This window comes from Cronobacter sp. 153480017-3 (genome assembly GCF_053627815.1).
Genome location: NZ_JBSEYN010000001.1, coordinates 62,556 through 81,386 on the forward strand (window position 1 = coordinate 62,556; position 18,831 = coordinate 81,386).

18 protein-coding genes are annotated in these 18,831 nt (G+C 58.7%); 15 read left to right on the top strand and 3 right to left on the bottom strand.

All coding sequences use genetic code 11. The annotated features are described in order from the left end of the window. The 3 genes from ACUW6V_RS00280 to patD are packed head-to-tail and all read left to right on the top strand — an operon-like array spanning position 1 to position 3,186. On the top strand, positions 1-945 hold the full coding sequence (locus ACUW6V_RS00280) for an ABC transporter permease (protein ID WP_454037828.1): 945 nt from the start codon (positions 1-3) through the stop codon (positions 943-945). After that, complete coding sequence (locus tag ACUW6V_RS00285) at positions 935-1,741, top strand: ABC transporter permease (protein ID WP_007774780.1); 807 nt, start codon at positions 935-937, stop codon at positions 1,739-1,741. The genes ACUW6V_RS00280 and ACUW6V_RS00285 overlap by 11 nt, the downstream gene beginning before the upstream one ends. A 17-nt stretch (positions 1,742-1,758) precedes the next feature. Further along, on the top strand, positions 1,759-3,186 hold the full coding sequence (gene patD / locus ACUW6V_RS00290) for an aminobutyraldehyde dehydrogenase (protein ID WP_454037829.1): 1,428 nt from the start codon (positions 1,759-1,761) through the stop codon (positions 3,184-3,186). A gap of 115 nt (positions 3,187-3,301) precedes the next feature. Here the strand turns inward: patD and ACUW6V_RS00295 are convergent, their stop codons facing one another. After that, a complete protein-coding gene (locus ACUW6V_RS00295; protein WP_454037830.1) occupies positions 3,302-3,781 on the bottom strand; it encodes a hypothetical protein in 480 nt (159 codons plus the stop codon). A gap of 257 nt (positions 3,782-4,038) precedes the next feature. Here ACUW6V_RS00295 and ACUW6V_RS00300 point away from each other — a divergent pair, with 257 nt between their 5' ends. The 11 genes from ACUW6V_RS00300 to ACUW6V_RS00350 all read left to right on the top strand — a co-directional run bounded on the left by ACUW6V_RS00300 (position 4,039) and on the right by ACUW6V_RS00350 (position 15,140). Then, positions 4,039-4,494 (top strand): GNAT family N-acetyltransferase, encoded by a 456-nt coding sequence (locus tag ACUW6V_RS00300; RefSeq protein WP_454037831.1) that lies wholly within the window; start codon positions 4,039-4,041, stop codon positions 4,492-4,494. Further along, positions 4,491-4,913, top strand: coding sequence for a GNAT family N-acetyltransferase (locus ACUW6V_RS00305; protein ID WP_105517237.1), 423 nt, complete (start codon positions 4,491-4,493; stop codon positions 4,911-4,913). Before ACUW6V_RS00300 ends, ACUW6V_RS00305 begins: the two co-directional genes overlap by 4 nt. Positions 4,914-5,039: 126 nt before the next feature. Then, the gene (locus ACUW6V_RS00310; protein WP_109996132.1) at positions 5,040-5,378 is read left to right on the top strand and encodes an FxLYD domain-containing protein; all 339 of its coding nucleotides are present in this window, start codon (positions 5,040-5,042) and stop codon (positions 5,376-5,378) included. A 55-nt stretch (positions 5,379-5,433) separates the two neighbouring features. Further along, complete coding sequence (locus ACUW6V_RS00315) at positions 5,434-5,634, top strand: hypothetical protein (protein ID WP_004388074.1); 201 nt, start codon at positions 5,434-5,436, stop codon at positions 5,632-5,634. Positions 5,635-5,736: 102 nt separating this feature from the next. Then, complete coding sequence (locus ACUW6V_RS00320; RefSeq protein WP_454037832.1) at positions 5,737-7,635, top strand: NAD(P)-binding protein; 1,899 nt, start codon at positions 5,737-5,739, stop codon at positions 7,633-7,635. Then, on the top strand, positions 7,632-8,828 hold the full coding sequence (locus tag ACUW6V_RS00325; RefSeq protein WP_454037833.1) for a c-type cytochrome: 1,197 nt from the start codon (positions 7,632-7,634) through the stop codon (positions 8,826-8,828). The genes ACUW6V_RS00320 and ACUW6V_RS00325 overlap by 4 nt, the downstream gene beginning before the upstream one ends. 172 nt (positions 8,829-9,000) lie before the next feature. Beyond that, on the top strand, positions 9,001-11,385 hold the full coding sequence (locus tag ACUW6V_RS00330) for a DMSO/selenate family reductase complex A subunit (protein ID WP_454037834.1): 2,385 nt from the start codon (positions 9,001-9,003) through the stop codon (positions 11,383-11,385). Further along, the gene (locus tag ACUW6V_RS00335; protein ID WP_454037835.1) at positions 11,372-12,001 is read left to right on the top strand and encodes a DMSO/selenate family reductase complex B subunit; all 630 of its coding nucleotides are present in this window, start codon (positions 11,372-11,374) and stop codon (positions 11,999-12,001) included. Before ACUW6V_RS00330 ends, ACUW6V_RS00335 begins: the two co-directional genes overlap by 14 nt. Next, on the top strand, positions 11,994-12,830 hold the full coding sequence (locus tag ACUW6V_RS00340; RefSeq protein WP_097565481.1) for a dimethyl sulfoxide reductase anchor subunit family protein: 837 nt from the start codon (positions 11,994-11,996) through the stop codon (positions 12,828-12,830). Before ACUW6V_RS00335 ends, ACUW6V_RS00340 begins: the two co-directional genes overlap by 8 nt. Then, on the top strand, positions 12,830-13,684 hold the full coding sequence (locus ACUW6V_RS00345) for a 4Fe-4S binding protein (RefSeq protein ID WP_454037836.1): 855 nt from the start codon (positions 12,830-12,832) through the stop codon (positions 13,682-13,684). The genes ACUW6V_RS00340 and ACUW6V_RS00345 overlap by 1 nt, the downstream gene beginning before the upstream one ends. Before the next feature lie 100 nt (positions 13,685-13,784). Beyond that, the gene (locus ACUW6V_RS00350) at positions 13,785-15,140 is read left to right on the top strand and encodes an esterase-like activity of phytase family protein (protein WP_454037837.1); all 1,356 of its coding nucleotides are present in this window, start codon (positions 13,785-13,787) and stop codon (positions 15,138-15,140) included. A gap of 51 nt (positions 15,141-15,191) precedes the next feature. Here the strand turns inward: ACUW6V_RS00350 and ACUW6V_RS00355 are convergent, their stop codons facing one another. After that, a complete protein-coding gene (locus ACUW6V_RS00355; protein WP_004385750.1) occupies positions 15,192-16,730 on the bottom strand; it encodes a methyl-accepting chemotaxis protein in 1,539 nt (512 codons plus the stop codon). A 227-nt stretch (positions 16,731-16,957) separates the two neighbouring features. On the opposite strand from ACUW6V_RS00355, the gene ACUW6V_RS00360 reads away from it, so the two are divergent. Beyond that, positions 16,958-18,019: a sugar phosphate isomerase/epimerase family protein gene (locus ACUW6V_RS00360; RefSeq protein WP_041460954.1), complete on the top strand. Its 1,062-nt coding sequence runs from the start codon at positions 16,958-16,960 to the stop codon at positions 18,017-18,019. A 47-nt stretch (positions 18,020-18,066) separates the two neighbouring features. On the opposite strand, the gene ACUW6V_RS00365 is transcribed toward ACUW6V_RS00360, so the two are convergent. Next, the gene (locus ACUW6V_RS00365; protein ID WP_454037838.1) at positions 18,067-18,558 is read right to left on the bottom strand and encodes an anti-virulence regulator CigR family protein; all 492 of its coding nucleotides are present in this window, start codon (positions 18,556-18,558) and stop codon (positions 18,067-18,069) included. Positions 18,559-18,831: the final 273 nt, after the last annotated feature.

Here is an 18,831-nt window from a genome sequence, read left to right on the forward strand (position 1 = left end):
ATGGACATGACGCTTTCACCTCCCTCACGCGCCAGTGGCCCGCTGCGACGCGCGGCGGCGCTGCTGTGGCGGCGTCCGAATCTCTGGCTGTTTCTGCTGTTACTGCCGCCGCTGATGTGGTTCGGGATTATCTATCTCGGCTCGCTGCTGACGCTGCTCTGGCAGGGCTTTTACACCTTCGATGACTTTACGATGTCGGTGACGCCGGATTTCACGCTCGCCAACCTGAGCGCGCTGTTTAATCCCGCCAACTACGACATCATCGTGCGCACGCTGGTCATGGCGATTGCTGTTTCCATCGCCTGCGCCATTCTCGCGTTTCCGATGGCCTGGTATATGGCGCGCTACACGCGCGGCTCGCTGAAGGCGTTTTTCTATATCGCCGTTATGCTGCCGATGTGGGCGAGCTATATCGTGAAAGCCTACGCCTGGACGCTTCTGCTGGCGCGTGACGGCGTGGCGCAGTGGTTCCTGCAACATCTGGGGCTGGAAGGGGGGCTTAACGCGCTGCTGACGCTGCCGGGCATTGGCGGCAACACGCTCTCTACCTCGGGGCTCGGGCGGTTTCTGGTGTTCGTCTATATCTGGCTGCCGTTTATGATCCTGCCGGTGCAGGCGGCGCTGGAGCGTCTGCCGCCGTCGCTGTTGCAGGCGTCCGCCGATCTCGGTGCCAGGCCCTCTCAGACGTTTCGCCACGTGGTGCTGCCGCTGGCGGTGCCGGGCATCGCCGCCGGTTCGATTTTCACGTTTTCATTAACGCTCGGCGATTTCATCGTGCCGCAGCTCGTCGGCCCGCCGGGCTTTTTCATCGGCAATATGGTCTATTCCCAGCAGGGGGCGATTGGCAATATGCCGATGGCGGCGGCGTTTACGCTGGTGCCGATTATCCTGATTGCCGTTTATCTGGCGTTCGTGAAGCGCCTGGGAGCGTTCGATGCACTCTGACCGCGCGCCGTGGCCGCTCAAAATCGCCGCCTGGGGCGGCGTGATTTTCCTGCATTTTCCGCTGGCGATTATCGCGCTTTACGCGTTTAACACCGAAGAATCCGCCTTTAGCTTTCCGCCGCAGGGCTTCACGCTGCGCTGGTTTGAGGTGGCGGCGCAGCGTGCGGATATTCTTGAATCCGTGACGTTGTCACTTAAAGTGGCGACGCTTGCGACACTGCTGGCGCTCGTGCTTGGTACGCTGGCCGCCGCCGCGCTCTGGCGACGCGAGTTTTTCGGCAAAAGCGCGGTGTCGCTGCTGTTGCTGCTGCCCATTGCACTGCCGGGGATTATCACCGGTATCGCGCTGCTGACCGCCTTTAAACAGCTCGACATCGAACCGGGCTTTCTCACGATGGTAGTGGGCCATGCCACTTTTTGTGTGGTGGTGGTCTTTAATAATGTGATAGCGAGGCTGCGGCGCACGGCATACAGCCAGATTGAGGCGTCGATGGATCTCGGTGCCGATGGCTGGCAGACCTTTCGCTATATCGTGATGCCCAATCTTGGCACCGCGCTGCTGGCGGGCGGCATGCTCGCCTTCGCGCTCTCGTTTGATGAAATTATTGTCACCACGTTTACCGCAGGCCACGAGCGCACGCTGCCGCTGTGGCTGCTGAACCAGCTTGGCCGTCCGCGCGACGTGCCGGTGACCAACGTGGTGGCGCTGTGCGTCATGCTCCTCACCATGATCCCTATTCTGGGCGCATGGTGGCTGACGCGCGATGATGAAACTGTCGCCGGTAGCGGCAAATAACCTCAAAGGAACACGCTATGCAGAGTCAATTACTGATTAACGGCGCGCTGGTGGAAGGCAAGGGCGAGCGCCTGCCGGTCTATAACCCCGCGACGGGCGAGGTGCTGCTGGAGATTGCCGAAGCCAGCCCGGAACAGGTGGATGCGGCGGTGAAGAGTGCCGACGCGGCGTTTGAACACTGGCGTCTCACCACGCCCAAAGAGCGCGCCGAGGCGCTGCTCAAGCTTGCAGATGTGATTGAGGCCAACGCGCAGACCTTTGCGCAGCTTGAATCTAAAAACTGCGGCAAGCCGCTGCACTGCGTGGCGGGTGACGAAATCCCGGCGGTGGCGGATGTGTTCCGCTTCTTTGCCGGTGCCGCGCGCTGCTTAAACGGGCTTGCCGCCGGGGAATATCTGGCGGATCACACCTCGATGATCCGCCGTGATCCGGTGGGCGTGGTCGCGTCCATTGCGCCGTGGAACTATCCGCTAATGATGGCCGCCTGGAAGCTGGCCCCCGCGCTGGCGGCGGGCAACTGCGTGGTGCTCAAGCCCTCAGAAATTACGCCGCTCACCGCGCTTAAGCTCGCGGAGCTTGCCAAAGATATCTTCCCGGCGGGTGTGCTGAACGTGCTGTTTGGCCGCGGGAAGACGGTGGGCGACCCGCTGACCAGCCATGAGAAAGTGCGTATGGTGTCGCTCACCGGCTCTATCGCCACCGGAGAACACATCATCAGCCGTACCGCGTCGTCCATCAAGCGCACCCATATGGAGCTTGGCGGTAAAGCGCCGGTGCTGGTGTTTGACGACGCCGATCTCGACGCCGTCGTCGAAGGCATTCGCACTTTTGGGTTCTATAACGCGGGCCAGGACTGTACGGCGGCGTGCCGCATCTACGCCCAAAAAGGGATTTACGACACGCTCGTTGAAAAGCTCGGCGCGGCGGTGGGCAGCCTGAAAACAGGCGCGCCGGAGGAGGAAACCACCGAACTCGGGCCGCTTAGTTCACAAGCGCATCTGGAGCGCGTGAGCCAGGCGGTGGAAGCCGCGAAAGCGCTGCCGCATATCCGCGTGGTGACTGGCGGCGCGAAAGTCGACGGGCCGGGCTATTACTTCCAGCCGACCGTTCTCGCCGGCGCGAAGCAGGAGGACGCCATCGTGCAGCGCGAAGTGTTCGGCCCGGTTATCAGCGTGACGCCGTTTGAAGATGAAGCCCAGGCGCTCACCTATGCCAACGATTCGCAATATGGCCTGGCGTCATCCGTCTGGACCCGCGACGTGGGCCGTGCGCACCGCCTCAGTGCCCGTCTGCAATATGGCTGCACCTGGGTGAATACGCACTTCATGCTGGTGAGCGAAATGCCCCACGGCGGCCAGAAACTCTCCGGCTACGGTAAGGATATGTCGATGTACGGGCTTGAGGATTACACCGTGGTGCGGCATGTGATGATAAAACACGGTTAAATACAGAGGCTGATTTGCCGTAAACAGGCAAATCAGCTTTTTGTCATGGCGGGCAGTGAGTGCGAATTTAAATTTCCGGTTAAATAATGGTGTCACCTGAAAAATAATATTGGCATTATTTGCTTTTTATTTGCTTTTCATAAAATTCGATAACGCTCTTAGCCTGAGATACTAAAATTTTGTTTCTTGACATCTTTGACGCATTATTATCTTTCAGATCAACCCAGATAGTTGAGTGCAATGTATCAAAAAAATACTCTTTAAGTTCTTCAACTTTTGAATTTCTTTTGTTTTTAAAATAACCAATTCTGTTGATAAGCGGTATGCCTTTGCCGATGCTTTCACAGTCTTTCATGGAAAGGCAAAGCAATGTATAGATACGAGAGGTATCACCCATTTTATCATCTTCATAAATCATTGAATGGTGGTTCTTAATAATCAGGGCATTACACTCTTCTGCTTTTTTTATGAGCCTGTCCAGAACGGGCTTATCGAGAGCGTCCATTCGGTTTTTATAACCAATGTAAGCATTAATTCCTGCGGCAATCGCTGCACAGGTCGCTGCTATCGCTGAATACGTTGCTGGGTCCGGCATGTCTCTTCCTTTGTAGGGTCTCGTAAAAAAAAAAGAATAATAAGCTTTTTTTATTATTTTTCACCTACGTGAAATAACAGGGTTATCACGATAAAAGGGCCCGGCAGGGAATATTTACGATATGCAAGAGCCGTTGTCATTAGCTTATAGCAAACCACTGCCCCCAAAACCGCAGTTGACACAGCCACTTATCGCGGCACAGGCTAATGTCATTCCATCACCATTCGTACTTCGCCAGCGTAAAGAGACAGATAACCATGATAACAACCCGAACCGCGACGCCTGCTGATGCAACGGCCATCAGCGCTTTATTAACCGAACTGGATTACCTGGATACGGCGCACTTTATTGACCAACGCCTCGCTGAGCTGCTGGCGCACCCGGATGAAAGAGTGCTGGTGGCGGAAGAAGATGGCGCGCTGCTGGGCGTTCTGTCACTGCATTTTATTCCCCAACTGGCGCTTAAAGGGGATTTCTGCCGTATCAGCTATTTCTGTGTGAGCAGCAACGCGCGCAGCAAAGGGATCGGCAGGCTGCTGGAAAGCGAAGGCGAAGCGCTTGCCCGTGCGCGCGGCTGCGATCGCATTGAGGTTCACTGCCATAGTCGTCGCAGCGACGCACATCGCTTCTATTACCGTCAGGGCTACACGGAATCGCCGAAATATCTGTGTAAATCGCTGGCTGCTGCCGGGCTCGAAGGAGGCGAGCAGTGATAATTCGCCATGCAACCATTGACGATGTGCCCGCGCTTTGCCGGCTGTTTGAACAGCTCGGCTATACGATTGCCTTGCCAGATGTGACCGCAATGCTTGCGCACAGCGAGGCTAATGGTTCACGTGTGCTGGTGGCCGAAACCGCCGGGAAGCCTTGTGGCGCAATAGTGCTGCACGTTATTCAGCCGCTGCATGAAACCGGAAAATGGGGGCTCATTTCCGCGCTGATAGTTGATGAAACATTACGCGGCGCGGGAACTGGCGCGAGGCTGCTTGAAGCCGCGCACGACGAGGCGCGCGCGCAGGGCTGCACGCAGATTGAGCTTTCGAGTAGTGAAAGCCGCGTTCGCGCGCATCACTTTTACGACGCGCAGGGTTATCGCGAAGTCCGTAAGCGGTTTGTGAAGCGCCCGGTATAAACACCAATTCCGCTACCTCTTAACATTCACATCCCTTTACCCTTTAGCGGTTTTGTTGGTTAAATCAGCGTTATGAATCGGTTAACATTCTGAACAGACATCACACCCGCATAACGCTGAGAACCCATGAAACGACTGTTAACCTTGTTTGCGCTCGCGTGCGCGCTGTTTATCCAGTGCGCGCGGGCGGATATCGCGCCGGTGGCGCTCACTGATGTCCATTTTGTGACAACCGAGGCGGGGAAACTGCGCCTTGAAGGGATGGTCAAAAACCTTACCGACAGTTCCTTACGGCAGGTTTACGTGGCGTTTAATCTCCTGCGTAACGGCATGGTGGTGGGTTATACCACCGCCATCACCTTCAACCTCGCGCCGGATGATACCTGGCATTTTGAAGCGCCATGCCGCACGCGCATATTCAAACCCGATCACTTTCGGCTGGCTGAGCTTTCGGCGATCCCCTGACGCAGTGCGCGAAAATACTCTACCTTTTAAGAGATAACGACTGAAAGGAGGATGTATGTCACTGTCTATCGACAAAAAACAGCAGCCGGGCGGGGCGTATGAATATACCGCCACCTGTCGCGAGGAAAATTACCACTTTGTCATTACCGGCAAAGGCGAAACGGCGACCGAGGCAGATACCAATCTGCTTGATAACCTGAAAGAGATGCAGCAGCGGCTCGATGAAGTCGCGCAAACCGGCAAACTTTCTGCATAAACCTTCCGCAATCCACGCCTGCCGGGGTGTCTGGCAGGCAAAAATTCTGTACCATTATATAACAAACTGAAAACAATAATTTTTGTCCTTTAAGGAAGTTCTATGGCAATCACCCGACGTGATTTTCTTAATGGCGTCGCCATCACCGTGGCCGCCGGAATGACGCCGTGGCAAATTCTGCGCGCCTCGCCACAGACGGCAGCGCAGTCGCTCTATTATCCGCCGACCCTTACGGGGCTTCGCGGTAACCATCCGGGCTCGTTCGAACAGGCGCACGCGCTGGGGCGTGAAGGTAAGCACTTCGACCCGGCCAGCGTTCCGGTGGAGGAGGAGTACGATCTGGTGATTGTCGGCGCGGGCATCAGTGGCCTTGCCGCGGCCTGTTTCTGGCAGGAGATGCGCGGCAAGCAGCAGCGCATTCTGCTGCTCGATAACCATGACGACTTCGGCGGACATGCCAAGCGCAACGAATTTCACGTCGACGGGAAAACCGTGCTCGGCTACGGCGGCAGCGAATCTTTCCAGTCGCCTGCGAATAACTTCAGCGAAACCGCGATGGGGCTTTTGAAAACGCTGAACGTCAGCATTGAGCGCATGGCGAAAAGCTTCGATCAAACCTTCTACCCGGATCTCAACTTAAGCCGCGGCGTCTATTTCGATAAAACCAATTTTGGCGTCGATAAAATCGTCAGCGGCGATCCGGGGCGCGCGGTGGCGGACGATATTCCGCCCGATCGCATGAACGCCCGCGACATTCGCGCCTTTATTAACGATTTCCCGCTGCCGCAGGCGGACCGCGACGCGCTCATCGCGCTGCACACTGAGAAAAAAGATTATCTCGCCGGGATGCGCGTTGAGGAAAAAGTCGCGTGGCTCGATTCCCACAGCTACAGTCAGTTCCTGCGTGAAAAGGTGGGGCTCAGCGACAGCGCCATCCGCTATTTCCAGCAGCGCACCAACGATTTTCAGGCGATTGGCATCGACGGCACGTCGGCGAGCGACGCGCGTATCTGCGCGCTGCCGGGGCTTGATGGTATGGATCTGCCGCCGCTTGACGCTGAATCGCTGGCGGATCTCGAAGAGCCGTATATTTACCACTTCCCGGACGGCAACGCCGGGCTGGCGCGCCTGATGGTGCGGCATCTTATTCCGGCTGTGGCACCGGGTAACAGCATGGACGATATCGTGCTGGCGACCTTCGACTACAGCCAGCTGGATAAACCGGCGCATCCGGTGCGTCTGCGCCTTAACAGCACCGGCGTACATGCCGCCAATGTGGCGGGCGGCGTGGAAGTGACGTACCTGCGCGACGGTAAACTGCACAAGGTAAAAGCCGGGCAGACCGTAATGGCGGGCTACAACATGATGATCCCGTATCTGGTGCCGGAAATTCCGCATGACCAGCAGGAGGCGCTGAAGCAGAACGTCAAAGCGCCGCTGGTCTACAGCAAAGTGGTCATTCGCAACTGGCAGCCGTTTATGAAGCTCGGCGTACATGAAATCTACTCGCCCGCGGCACCTTACAGCCGGGTTAAGCTCGATTATCCGGTGGATATGGGCGGCTATCAGCACCCACGCGATCCGAACGCGCCCATCGGTCTGCACATGGTTTACGTGCCGACGTTTCCCGGCAGCGGGCTCAGCGCCCGCGAACAGTTCCGCAAAGGGCGCGCGTTTCTGCTAGGTACGCCGTTCGAGGTGCATGAGAAGATGATCCGCGACCAGCTCCAGGGCATGTTTGGCGCGGCCGGATTTGACCACGAGCGGGATATCGCGGCGATCACGGTTAACCGCTGGTCCCACGGCTACTCCTACTTTTTCAGTGGCCTGTTTGACGACGAAGAGGGCTCGCAGAAAATCATTGAAAAAGCCCGCCAGCCGGTCGGGCGCATCACCATCGCCAACTCAGACGCCGACTGGAGCCCGTATGCCAACTCGGCCATCGATCAGGGCTACCGCGCGGTGAAAGAGCTGCACGAGATGGCGAAGGAGGGCGCATGAAACGTATTACGTTACTGGCGTTAAGCCTGTGGGCGGCGCACGCGGGCGCGCAGGAGATGTCGCGCGGCGAATATGTGGCGCGCGCGGGCGACTGCATGGCCTGCCATACGGCCGCGGACGGCGCGCCGCTCGCGGGCGGGCTGAAATTCGCCACACCGCTTGGCGATATTTACTCCACCAACATCACGCCGGATAACACTCACGGAATCGGCAGCTACAGCTACGACGAGTTCGCTCGCGCCATGCGCGAAGGTATCGCGAAAGATGGCCATCATCTCTACCCGGCGATGCCGTATCCGTCCTATGCGAAAATGAGCGATGACGACCTGCGCGCGCTCTATGACTATCTGATGAAAGAGGTCAAACCGCAGGCCACCGCCAACCGCGAGAGCGACATTCCGTGGCCGCTCTCGATACGCTGGCCGCTTGGCATCTGGAACAGCCTGTTTGTGGACGATAAACCGTTTACGCCGCGCGCGGATAAAAGCGCGGCCTGGAACCGCGGCGCGTATCTGGTGCAAGGGCCGGGCCACTGCGGCGCATGCCATACGCCGCGCGGCGTGGGGATGCAGGAGAAAGCCTTTGACGAGCGCGACGAGCAGTTCCTCGCGGGCGAGGCGCTGAACGGCTGGTACGCGCCGTCGCTGCGCGGGCTGAAAATGTCCGAAGAGGATCTCGCCGTGCTGCTGCGCGACGGGCGCAGCAAGCACGCGGCGCTCAGCGGGCCAATGGATGAGGTCGTCACCAACAGCACGCAGTACCTGATCGATGACGACAACCGCGCCATCGCGGCTTATCTCTTAAGCCTGCCGGGCAGCGAGCCGGTGAAGCGTGATGCGCCGACGGTGGCGAAAGCGGAAATGGAGAACGGTCATCGGCTCTATGCCCGCTACTGCGCTACCTGTCATGCCAGCAACGGCGAAGGGGCGGAATACGCCGTTCCGGCGCTGAAAGACAATCTCACCGTCAACGCCGATAACCCGCTGACGCTGCTGCGTGTGGTGCTGGAGGGCGGCAAAACGGCGGTGACGCAAAACCATCTGCCGTACAGCATGCCAGGCTACGGCTGGGCGCTTAGCGACCAGGACGCGGCGGATGTGACTAACTACATTCGCGGCAGTTTCGGCAACCATGCCGCACCCGTCACGCCTGCGCAGGTGAAAGACGCCCGCGAGCAACAGCACCACGAGTAACCGATACGGCGCCGCTGGCTCAGGCGGCGCCGTTTTCCTCCTTTTCATCTTTTTCCCCGCCCGTTTTTCTGAAACTTTCCGCTACGCGCCGTCCAGTTTTTTCCCGTTGATACTCATCAAGCTTTCCCGTTAAGGGGCTTTGCAGAATACGCCCTTTTTATGAGGGAACAGAATGGAACCATTAACCCCAAAGGATGAACCGGACGAAAGCGGGCTGTCGCGCCGCGACTTTCTGCGCGCCACGTCGGCGCTCGCGGCCGCGCCGCTTTTTGTGCAGGCCGGCGTGGCGAAAGCACAAACGCCCGCGGCAGAGGTACAGGAAACGGAAACCGTCGTGCCCACCTGCAGCACCTTTGACTGCGGCGGCAAATGCGATATCCGCGCGCACGTTAAAGAAGGCGTAGTGACGCGCATCTCCACCTGCCCGGATAACGAAGTGGATCCTGATATGCCGCTGATGCGCGCCTGCGTGCGCGGGCGCGGTTATCGTCAGTTTGTTTACCATCCGGACCGGTTGAAATACCCGATGAAGCGCGTCGGCAAACGCGGCGAAGGGAAATTCGAGCGTATCAGTTGGGATGAGGCGACGACGCTTATCGCCGATAACCTGCGGCGTATCACCGCGAAATACGGCCCGGCGTCGCGCTTTATGCACACCGATACGGCGGTCTCCGGCGGCGCGTTCTCCGGCGACAAAATGGCGCGGCGTTTACTGAACCTGACCGGCGGTTATCTGGAGTCCTATCACTCAGTGAGTATGGGAAACACCGCCGCCGCCACGCCCTATACCTACGGCACCGCCGCCAGCGGCAGCTCGCTTAATACACTCAAAGACACAAAGCTTGTGATCCTCTGGGGCCATAACCCGAACGAAACCGTTTTTGGTCACACTAACCACTACTTTCAGCAGATGAAGCGCAACGGTACGCGGTTTATCGTGGTCGATCCGCGCTACTCCGATACCGTGGCGTCGCTCGCCGAACAGTGGGTGCCGCTGCTGCCCACCACCGATAACGCGCTGATGGACGCGATGATGTACGTCATCATCAGCGAGAACCTGCACGACAGCGCGTTTATCGCGCGTCACGCCATCGGTTTTGATGAAAATACGATGCCGGAAGGCGTACCGGCGGGCGAATCGCTGATGGCGTATCTCTTTGGTGAAAAAGATGGCGTGAAAAAAACGCCGGAGTGGGCGGAGCGCATCACCCATGTGCCCGCGCAGACCATCCGCCAGCTCGCCCGCGACTACGCCACCACCAGACCGGCGGCGCTGATCCAGGGCTGGGGACCGCAGCGCCATATCTGCGGCGAGCGCACCGCGCGCGGCTCCACGCTGCTCGCCACCATCACCGGCAATGTCGGCGTGAAGGGCGGCTGGGCGGCAGGCTACGGCGGCATCGGCAACCGGTTGTTCTGTGCCGATCCCTACAGCGTGCCGAACCCGGTGGCGGAAAAAATCTCCATCATGAACTGGGTGCAGGCCTGCGACGACGCGGCGAAAGTCACGCCGGAAAACGGCTTAACAGGCGCTGAAACGCTCACCAGCAACATCAAATTCATCTTTAATCTTGCGGGCAACTATCTGGCGAACCAGAACCCGGACATCAACCAGACCGTGAAAGTGCTGGAAGATGAAAGCAAGGTCGAGTTTATCGTGGTAAGCGATCTCTTCCTTACGCCAAGCGCCCGCTACGCCGATCTGCTGCTGCCCGAAACCAGCTTTATGGAGCGCTGGAACATCGGCGAAACCTGGGGCACTGGCAACTATCTGCTGCTGTCGCAAAAGCTGGTGGAGCCGGAGTTTGAGCGCCGCTCGGACTACGACTGGCTGCGCGAGGTCGCGCGCAAGCTCGGCATCGAGGCGCGTTTTAGCGAAGGGCGCAGCGAAAAAGCGTGGGTGGAACATATCTGGGAGAAAACCCGCGAGGCGCTGGCGGATCACGACCTGCCGGATTTCGCCGGGCTTTGCAAAAAACCGCACGTCTACCTGAAATCGCCGCCGTATGTCGCGTTTGAAGAGAACATTCTCGACCCGGACAACCATCCGTTCCCGACACCCTCGGGCAAAATCGAAATCTTCTCAAAACGGCTCTGGGAGATGAATCACCCGGAGATCCCGGCGCTGTCGCACTATGTGCCCGCGAAAGAAGGGCCACAAGACGCGCTGCGAGACAAATACCCGCTACAGCTCATCACGTGGAAGGGGAAAAACCGCGCCAATTCGACGCAATACGCCAACCCGTGGCTGCAGGAGGTACAGCGCCAGCAGCTCTGGATCAACCCGCAGGACGCCCGCGCGCGCGGCATTCAGCAGGGCGATCTGGTGCGGATTTATAACGATCGCGGCGTGGTACGCATTCCCGCCGACGTGACGCCGCGCATTATTCCCGGCGTGGTGGCGATGCAGGCAGGCGCCTGGTGGCAGCCGGACGCGGAAGGCGTCGATAACGGCGGCTGCCCGAATGTGCTCACCAGCGCGCGTATCACTCCGCTTGCCAAAGGCAATGCCCATCAAACCCTGCTCGTTGAGGTAACCAGACATGAGCCAGTTTAAGGATTATCCCCCGGTCAGCGGCGAGCAGCTGGGCTTTTTTATCGATTCGTCGCGCTGCTCCGGCTGTAAAGCGTGCCAGGTGGCGTGCAAAGACAAAAATAATCTCGAACCGGGGCGGCGCTTTCGGCGCGTCTATGAAGTTCATGGCGGCGGCTTCACGCCGACCGGCGCAGGCGGACTGATGCAAAACGTCTTCGCTTATACCTTATCGATTTCGTGCAACCACTGCGCCGATCCCATCTGCACGCGCAACTGCCCGACGACCGCCATGCACAAGCGCGACGGCGACGGCATCGTGCGCGTAAACACCGACAAATGTGTCGGCTGCGGTTACTGCGCCTGGTCGTGCCCTTACGGCGCGCCGCAGCGTAATACGCAGACCGGGCAGATGTCGAAATGCGATTTCTGCGTCGATCGACTGGCGCAGGGCGAGCCGCCGGTGTGCGTCGCCACGTGCCCGCTCGGGGCGATTCAGTTCGGCCCGATTAGCGCGCTGCGCGAACGCTTCGGCGCGCTCTGTGACGTCAACGGGCTGCCGCCGTCATCTGTCACCAGACCCAATCTGGTCATTAAGCCGCATCAGGGCGCACAGCAGGAGGAACAGCACGATGCATGAGTTTCCGTTAGTGATTTTTACGCTGTTCATGCAGGGTGCAGTGGGCTTTACGCTGATGCTCTGCTTCACCGCCGGGCAGATGCCGCGCGCGGGGCGACACACGCTCGCGACGCTGCCTGCGCTGGTTTGTACAGGCATCGCCGCGGCGCTTGGTTTACTCGCCTCGACGCTGCATCTGGGTTATCCGCTGAACGCCTTTAATGCGCTGCGCCACCTTTCCAGCTCCTGGCTCAGCCGGGAGATTGCGCTGGCGGGCGTGTTTATGGCGCTGATTGCTGTCAGTATTTTGCTTTTGATGATGAAGCGCGCAACACCGTGGCCGCTGCTGTGGCTGACAGCCCTGGCGGGGCTTGCAGATATGTTCGCTATGGCGTCCATCTACTGCCACGCGTCGGTCGTGACCTGGCAGCACGTTAACACCTGGGCCATGTTCCTGGGTTCGGTCGTGCTTATCGGCGCGTCGGTGCTACAACTTCGCCTCGCGTTGCGTCCGGCCTTTAACGCAAAGGCAGAACTCGCGGCAAGCCGTCGCCTTTCGCTGCTGGCCCTGGCGGTGGTATTGATCCGGCTTCTCATTCAGCCTGCGTACTATCACTTTTTAGCGCAAACGGTAGTGCCGGTGACCTTTCCGCTACAGCCGCTTTCGGCCTTTAACGCCTGCGCCGGGCTGCGTCTTACGGGCTGGTGCTGCTCTGCCGCAGGGGCGATGCTGCTGATGACCGGGCTGACGCGCCCGCACGGCTCGCGCTCGTCGCAAATGACGGGCAGTGCGTTGATTCTTCTTGGCGAATTGCTGCTGCGCCTCGCGTTTTTCACCATCGACGCCTGATGCGTCTCTTCAACACCATAGCGCCCGCACAACCCTGTGTGGGCGCGCGCTGCGCCAGAAAACGGCTGGCCAAAAGCCGCTGCGATGTTTGCGTAAAACGCTGCCCGACGGGCGCGCTGAGCATCCACCATCATGAGGTGATTCTCGCGCCGGAGCACTGCACCGGCTGTGGGATCTGCCTGTTTGTCTGCCCGGCGGACGCGCTGGAGGATCTCGTACCGCTGGCGCGAATTCACCGCGAGGGCGTGCTGCTCGGGCCGTTTACCCAGCCTGTCGCGGCAGAGGAGTTGATGCTCTTGCACACGCTGTACCGCATTCGCGCGGTCGCGGTGGATCTCACGCGTGACACGCTCTGGCTGCGGCCACTGGCTGAACTTAACCTGTGGCTGAAAAAGCGCGGCGAGCCGGGCTGGCAGTGTGTTGCGGTTTCACCGGCGGCAGGTGAGGCCAAGCGCCGTCTGCTGCGCCCGGACGGTGAACGCGCACGCGTAGCGCACGACGTTGCCACCCGGCGTGCGGCGGGGGCGTTTTTATCCGCATACGCCGTCATGCTGGATACCACGCGCTGCCTACTATGCGGTGCCTGTGGCCGGGCATGCGCCAGCGGCGCGATATGCTTTGGCGAACAGGATTTCACGCTCAATACAGGACGTTGCGATGGCTGTGGCGACTGCGCGGCGGTGTGCCCGGTTGATGCTATAACGATAACGGAGGGCGACGCCGGGCCGCTGATCCGCCGGGCGTTGCATCACGCCCGCTGCGAGCGCTGCGGCGAGCCGTGGCGCGCCTGGCATCCGGGCGAGAAAGTGTGCCCGGTTTGTCAGCGTCACGGCTTCAGCATGCGCGGCGGTTAACGCGGTGACTCGCTGAATCCACAGGAGAAAAGGACGCTGTCATTAATCTGTCACGCCTGCGTCTTATAACAGTGCCACCCCGACTCTGGATCTGAGAACCATGAAATTCAAACCGCTTACGCTCGCTTTCGCCGCGCTTTTTCCGCTCTGTTCCCTTGCCGCCGCGCCGCAGGTGGAACGCTATGTCGTGACGTTTCCGCAGGAAGATCACGTGGTCTATTCCGGCAACTACGCCAGTGCGTTTCCCAATGGTCTGCCGGTAGGCGTGGGCTCCGGCCTGCTGTTTTTACGCAAAGAGGGCGATGACCTGATTTTCGCGACCGTCACCGACCGCGGCCCCAACGCCGACTCGCCGAAAATGGGCAAGCAGGAGTCGAAAATCTTCGCAAGCCCGGAGTACACGCCGCTGATGATGACCATTCGCGTCAGTAAAGACCAGGCGCAGGCGAGCGATCCGATGCCGCTGCATGACGATAAAGGCAATATCAGCGGTCTGCCGCTGCCCGCCGGGCTCATCGGCGCCACCAACGAGCTGGCGCTTAACGACGCGCTGCAAACGCTCACCGGTGATAAACGCGGGCTGGATACCGAAGGGATCACGCCAGACGGCAAGGGCGGCTACTGGCTGTGTGACGAATATGGTCCGTTTATTATTCATGTTGACGCCAGCGGCGCGATCCTCGCTAAACAGGGCCCGCAGGCGGGCAAGGGCGAAGAAGGCGTGGCCGGCGGACTGCCAAATATCATTAAGTGGCGTCAGCCTAACCGCGGCTTTGAAGGGCTGACCCGGATGCCGGACGGGCGCATTATCGCGGCGGTACAGAGCACGCTGGATATCGACGGCAAAACCAAAAACACCGCGCGCTTTACGCGGCTGGTGAGTTTTGACCCGGCTACCGGCAAAACCGCGATGTATGGTTATCCGATCGACATCGACGTCTATAAAAAAGCCAAAGACGCCAAAATCGGCGATATCGTGGCGCTGGACGACCACCGCATTTTGCTTATCGAACAGGGCGGCGATAAGAACAAAACCATGCGCAACCGTGTTTATGTAGTTGATCTCAGTAACGCCACCGATCTGAGCACGCTGGATAAGACCGAGCCGCCGGAATTCGACGATGCGGAAAAACTCAACGCGCGCGGTGTGCAGCTCGCCACAAAACAGCTGGCGGTCGATTTGCGGGAACTGGGCTGGCAGCAGGAAAAAGCGGAAGGGCTGGCGCTTATCGACCCGCAAACCCTCGCGGTCATCAATGATAACGACTTTGGTTTACAGTCAGAGCTGCTGGAGCCGCAGGGCGATAAAAAAGAGATGGATGACTACAACGTGGACGGGCAGGGGCATCTGACGCTGGACGGCAAGCCGGTTGCCAGCAAAATCGGCATTAAGCCGCTGGAAAAACCCGCCTCGCAGAATGAACTGTGGGTGATAAAGCTCGATAAGCCGCTGTAAAGGCAATAAAAAAGGGCAGGCCGACACCTGCCCTGACTCGTTTTACAACCGTTAGCTCAGTTTAAATACCGCGACCGCCTGATTGAGCAGCTGTGACTGTTCTTTCAGCGAGTGGGCGGCGGCAGAGGCTTCTTCCACCAGCGCGGCGTTCTGCTGGGTAACGGAATCCATCTGCGCGACGGCCTGGTTAATCTGCTCAATTCCACGGCTCTGCTCGCCGGTGGAGAGCGCGATTTCTGACATCAGCTCAGAGACCTGTTTAATCGAGCCGATAATGCGCTTCATGCTCTCGCCCGCGCGCGCCACGCGGTCACTGCCCAGCACCACCTGCTCGCCGGACTGCTCGATAAGCTCTTTGATCTCCTTCGCAGCCACCGACGAGCGCTGCGCCAGATTACGCACTTCGCTTGCCACCACCGCAAAACCTCGACCCTGCTCACCCGCACGGGCGGCTTCCACCGCGGCGTTGAGCGCCAGGATGTTAGTCTGGAAGGCGATATCTTCGATAATGCCGATAATGTTGTCGATCTTGCTGGAGCTGGATTCGATCTCCTGCATGGAGACGACGACTTCTTCGACAATCGCGTTGCCTTCCTGGGCGGCGCTGCGCATATTGCCCGCGAGCTTATTCGCCTCGGCGGTGTTTTCCGAGGTGTGTTTCACGGTCGAGGTCAGCTGTTCCATGCTGGCGGCAGTTTCGCCGAGCGACGCGGCCTGCTCTTCGGTACGCGCCGAGAGATCGACGTTACCGGCGGCGATCTCTTCCGCGGCGTGGGCCACGCTCTGGCTGGAGTCGCGCACCTGGGCGATGATATTGACCAGCGACAGACGCATCTGCTCAAGCGAGCCGAGCATCTCGCCAATCTCATCTTTCGAGCCGGAGAGCACCGGCGTGTGCAGCTCGCCTTCCGCCATCTGCTGGCAGTGGCGACGCGCGGCATCCAGCGGCGACAGTACGCGGCGTTTCAGCAGAATAAACATCGCGCCAATCAGCAGCGTAAACAGCAGGGCGAACACCGCGATGGTAACGATGCTGTTTACAAAGCGCTCCTGCGCCTCCTGGTTCAGACGCTGGGCATATTTCTCACGAAACGCCAGCAGCTGATCGAGCGTAATTTCAAACTGACGATCCAGTTGCGGAATTGTGGTGCTTACGAGCTGGTTAAACCGCGCGGTATCGTTGCGACTCGCCGCATCCATCAGCGGACGCAGGCCGTCATCAACATACGCCTGCCAGGCCTGACGGTACGGGGCCGCCAGCGCTTCTTCGCCTTCAACCGCAGGGGCTGCTTTGTAGTTATTGAACGCCGCGATGGCTTTTTGCATCACCTCATTGGCGGTTTCAAGCGACGCCTGCGTTTTCTGGGTATCGCCAAGAGAGGCGTTAATCATCGCCTCCATCAGGCGCACGCGCAGCGTACGGCTATGGTTAATCGGATCAATCACCGAAAGCACCACGCGAATTTCTTTATTCACGTTATCCAGCGACTGGTTACTGCGCGTGAGCGACCAGAGGTTAGAGACGGTACTGACGAGAAAGATGAAAAGTAACAGACTGAAAACGAGAAATGAAAAACGCCTTACTGACATGTTGTTCCCTTGCGTGAGGTTGTAACACAGCGACCCGGTCACTCAAAAAGAGGAGTGCCACCAGACGGTTATCGGAATGTCAGCCAAAAAATTTAGGTTAAATGGGTTTTTCCCAACAAAACAAAGGGTTATATCTATATCAGGTACAATAAGCGAGGCTTATGTTTCGCCAGGCTATGCTTAACGCTGGCATCAGCGATTCGCGCACGTGCGCCATAGGAGTGAGATTGAAAACGCTACAGGGGCCATCTCTTTTTCTTTCGCAATTTATCAGCGACCGTCCGCCGTTTAACCAGCTCGATACGCTGGCGGCCTGGGCTGCCGGGCTCGGTTATAAAGCGGTGCAGCTGCCAACGCATCTGCCGCATATTTTTGATCTGGCCAAAGCGGCGGAAAGCCTGGATTACTGCGCGCAGGTGCGCGAGACGCTCGGCAATATGGGCCTGCAAATCAGCGAGCTGTCGACGCATTTCCAGGGACAACTGGTGGCGGTACACCCGGCGTATGACCAGGCGTTTGCCGGTTTCGCACCCGAGGCGGTGCGCCACGATCCGGTTGCGCGCCAGCAGTGGGCGGTCAGCACGCTGAAGCTTGCGGCGCGCGCCTCGCAAAATCTGAATCTCACGGCGCATGCCACCTTTTCCGGTTCGCTCGCCTGGCCGTTTTTCTATCCGTGGCCGCCGCACAATCCGCTGCTGGTGGAAGAGGCGTTTAACGAGCTGGCCAGCCGCTGGCTGCCGATTCTTAACCGTTTTGACGAGGCTGGCGTGGATCTCTGCTTTGAGTTGCACCCCGGTGAAGATTTGCATGATGGCGTGACGTTCGGACGTTTTCTGGAACTTACCGGCCACCACCCGCGCTGCCATATCCTCTACGATCCGAGCCATATGCTGCTTCAGCACATGGATTATCTCGGGTTTATCGATCGCTGGCATTCGCGCATCCGGGCGTTTCACGTGAAAGACGCCGAGTTCAGGCCGTCAGCGGACAGCGGCGTTTATGGCGGCTATCAGCCCTGGATAGACCGGCCAGGCCGTTTCCGCTCGCCGGGCGACGGGCAGATAGATTTCAGGGCTATTTTCAGTAAGCTTGCGCGTTATGACTATCCCGGCTGGGCGACGCTTGAGTGGGAGTGCTGCCTTAAAGACGGCGAAACCGGCGCGCGGGAAGGGGCCAAATTTATCGCTGAACATATCATCAAAGTGTCTTCGCAAAACTTTGAGAATTACGCGCCGGGAAGCCATGAGCGGGAGGCGGTGCGCGGGATGCTCGGTTTGGAACCTCAATAAAAACGCCGGGCGGTCGCGCCCGGCGTTACTCTCTGAGAAAGCGTTGATCAGTCAAATACGTTGTTGATAACGGCGGTCACCAGCGCCGTACTCAGCGCAATCAGCACCAGATCGTCGCCGACCATTTTCCACTCATAACCCGGATAATACGGCAGTTCGTTCAGCATGCTGGTCGGCACCGATTTTTTCGCGATGCCCGGCGGCAGCGGCTTACCGCGTGCGAGATTTTTCGCGATACCTGGCGGCAGCGACTCATAGCCGGTGAGGCCGGAATTCACAGCGAGGCTGCGCGCGCGGCTGTAACTGATATCCGCCTCAACGTGGTCGGGTTTACCGTAGTTTTTACGGCCCGACGCGTTGCCGCTGTCATTCTGGTCGTGGGCGCCATGATGACCATTGTTGCCGTGATTGCCGCTGTTACCATGACCGTTACCATTTCCGTGGCCGTTCCCGTTGCCGGGATTCGCCAGCGCAGGCGTGGCGCACACCGTAAACGCTGCCAGCAGAAGCGCCAGCGCACTTAAACGTTTCGTTTTCATAACCCTTCCTCATTCAGGTGGTGCAGCGTTATTTCAGCACAACGGCAACAAAAATCGATGGCGCTTTTTCCTGGATTTCACACTTCGGAAGATGTCTCGCAAAATTGTAACGCCGGTTTGCCTGCGCCCGTTTGTAGCGGCAATATGCCTGTACAAATAAACAGTAAAACAGAGCGCGAAAGCGTCGCAGAAACGAACAGCGTTTCGGGTACAACTTATTAAAAGTGTGCAGCGCGTTTAGCACAGTGCAACAGAGAATCGCAGGATAGAAAC

Bases quoted from the DNA above. Each gene is read 5' to 3' on its own strand.
- ACUW6V_RS00280 (WP_454037828.1), top strand. From the start codon at position 1: ATGGACATGACGCTTTCACCTCCCTCACGCGCCAGTGGCCCGCTGCGA.
- ACUW6V_RS00285 (WP_007774780.1), top strand. From the start codon at position 935: ATGCACTCTGACCGCGCGCCGTGGCCGCTCAAAATCGCCGCCTGGGGC.
- patD (WP_454037829.1), top strand. From the start codon at position 1,759: ATGCAGAGTCAATTACTGATTAACGGCGCGCTGGTGGAAGGCAAGGGC.
- ACUW6V_RS00295 (WP_454037830.1), bottom strand. From the start codon at position 3,781: ATGCCGGACCCAGCAACGTATTCAGCGATAGCAGCGACCTGTGCAGCG.
- ACUW6V_RS00300 (WP_454037831.1), top strand. From the start codon at position 4,039: ATGATAACAACCCGAACCGCGACGCCTGCTGATGCAACGGCCATCAGC.
- ACUW6V_RS00310 (WP_109996132.1), top strand. From the start codon at position 5,040: ATGAAACGACTGTTAACCTTGTTTGCGCTCGCGTGCGCGCTGTTTATC.
- ACUW6V_RS00315 (WP_004388074.1), top strand. From the start codon at position 5,434: ATGTCACTGTCTATCGACAAAAAACAGCAGCCGGGCGGGGCGTATGAA.
- ACUW6V_RS00320 (WP_454037832.1), top strand. From the start codon at position 5,737: ATGGCAATCACCCGACGTGATTTTCTTAATGGCGTCGCCATCACCGTG.
- ACUW6V_RS00325 (WP_454037833.1), top strand. From the start codon at position 7,632: ATGAAACGTATTACGTTACTGGCGTTAAGCCTGTGGGCGGCGCACGCG.
- ACUW6V_RS00330 (WP_454037834.1), top strand. From the start codon at position 9,001: ATGGAACCATTAACCCCAAAGGATGAACCGGACGAAAGCGGGCTGTCG.
- ACUW6V_RS00335 (WP_454037835.1), top strand. From the start codon at position 11,372: ATGAGCCAGTTTAAGGATTATCCCCCGGTCAGCGGCGAGCAGCTGGGC.
- ACUW6V_RS00340 (WP_097565481.1), top strand. From the start codon at position 11,994: ATGCATGAGTTTCCGTTAGTGATTTTTACGCTGTTCATGCAGGGTGCA.
- ACUW6V_RS00345 (WP_454037836.1), top strand. From the start codon at position 12,830: ATGCGTCTCTTCAACACCATAGCGCCCGCACAACCCTGTGTGGGCGCG.
- ACUW6V_RS00350 (WP_454037837.1), top strand. From the start codon at position 13,785: ATGAAATTCAAACCGCTTACGCTCGCTTTCGCCGCGCTTTTTCCGCTC.
- ACUW6V_RS00355 (WP_004385750.1), bottom strand. From the start codon at position 16,730: ATGTCAGTAAGGCGTTTTTCATTTCTCGTTTTCAGTCTGTTACTTTTC.
- ACUW6V_RS00365 (WP_454037838.1), bottom strand. From the start codon at position 18,558: ATGAAAACGAAACGTTTAAGTGCGCTGGCGCTTCTGCTGGCAGCGTTT.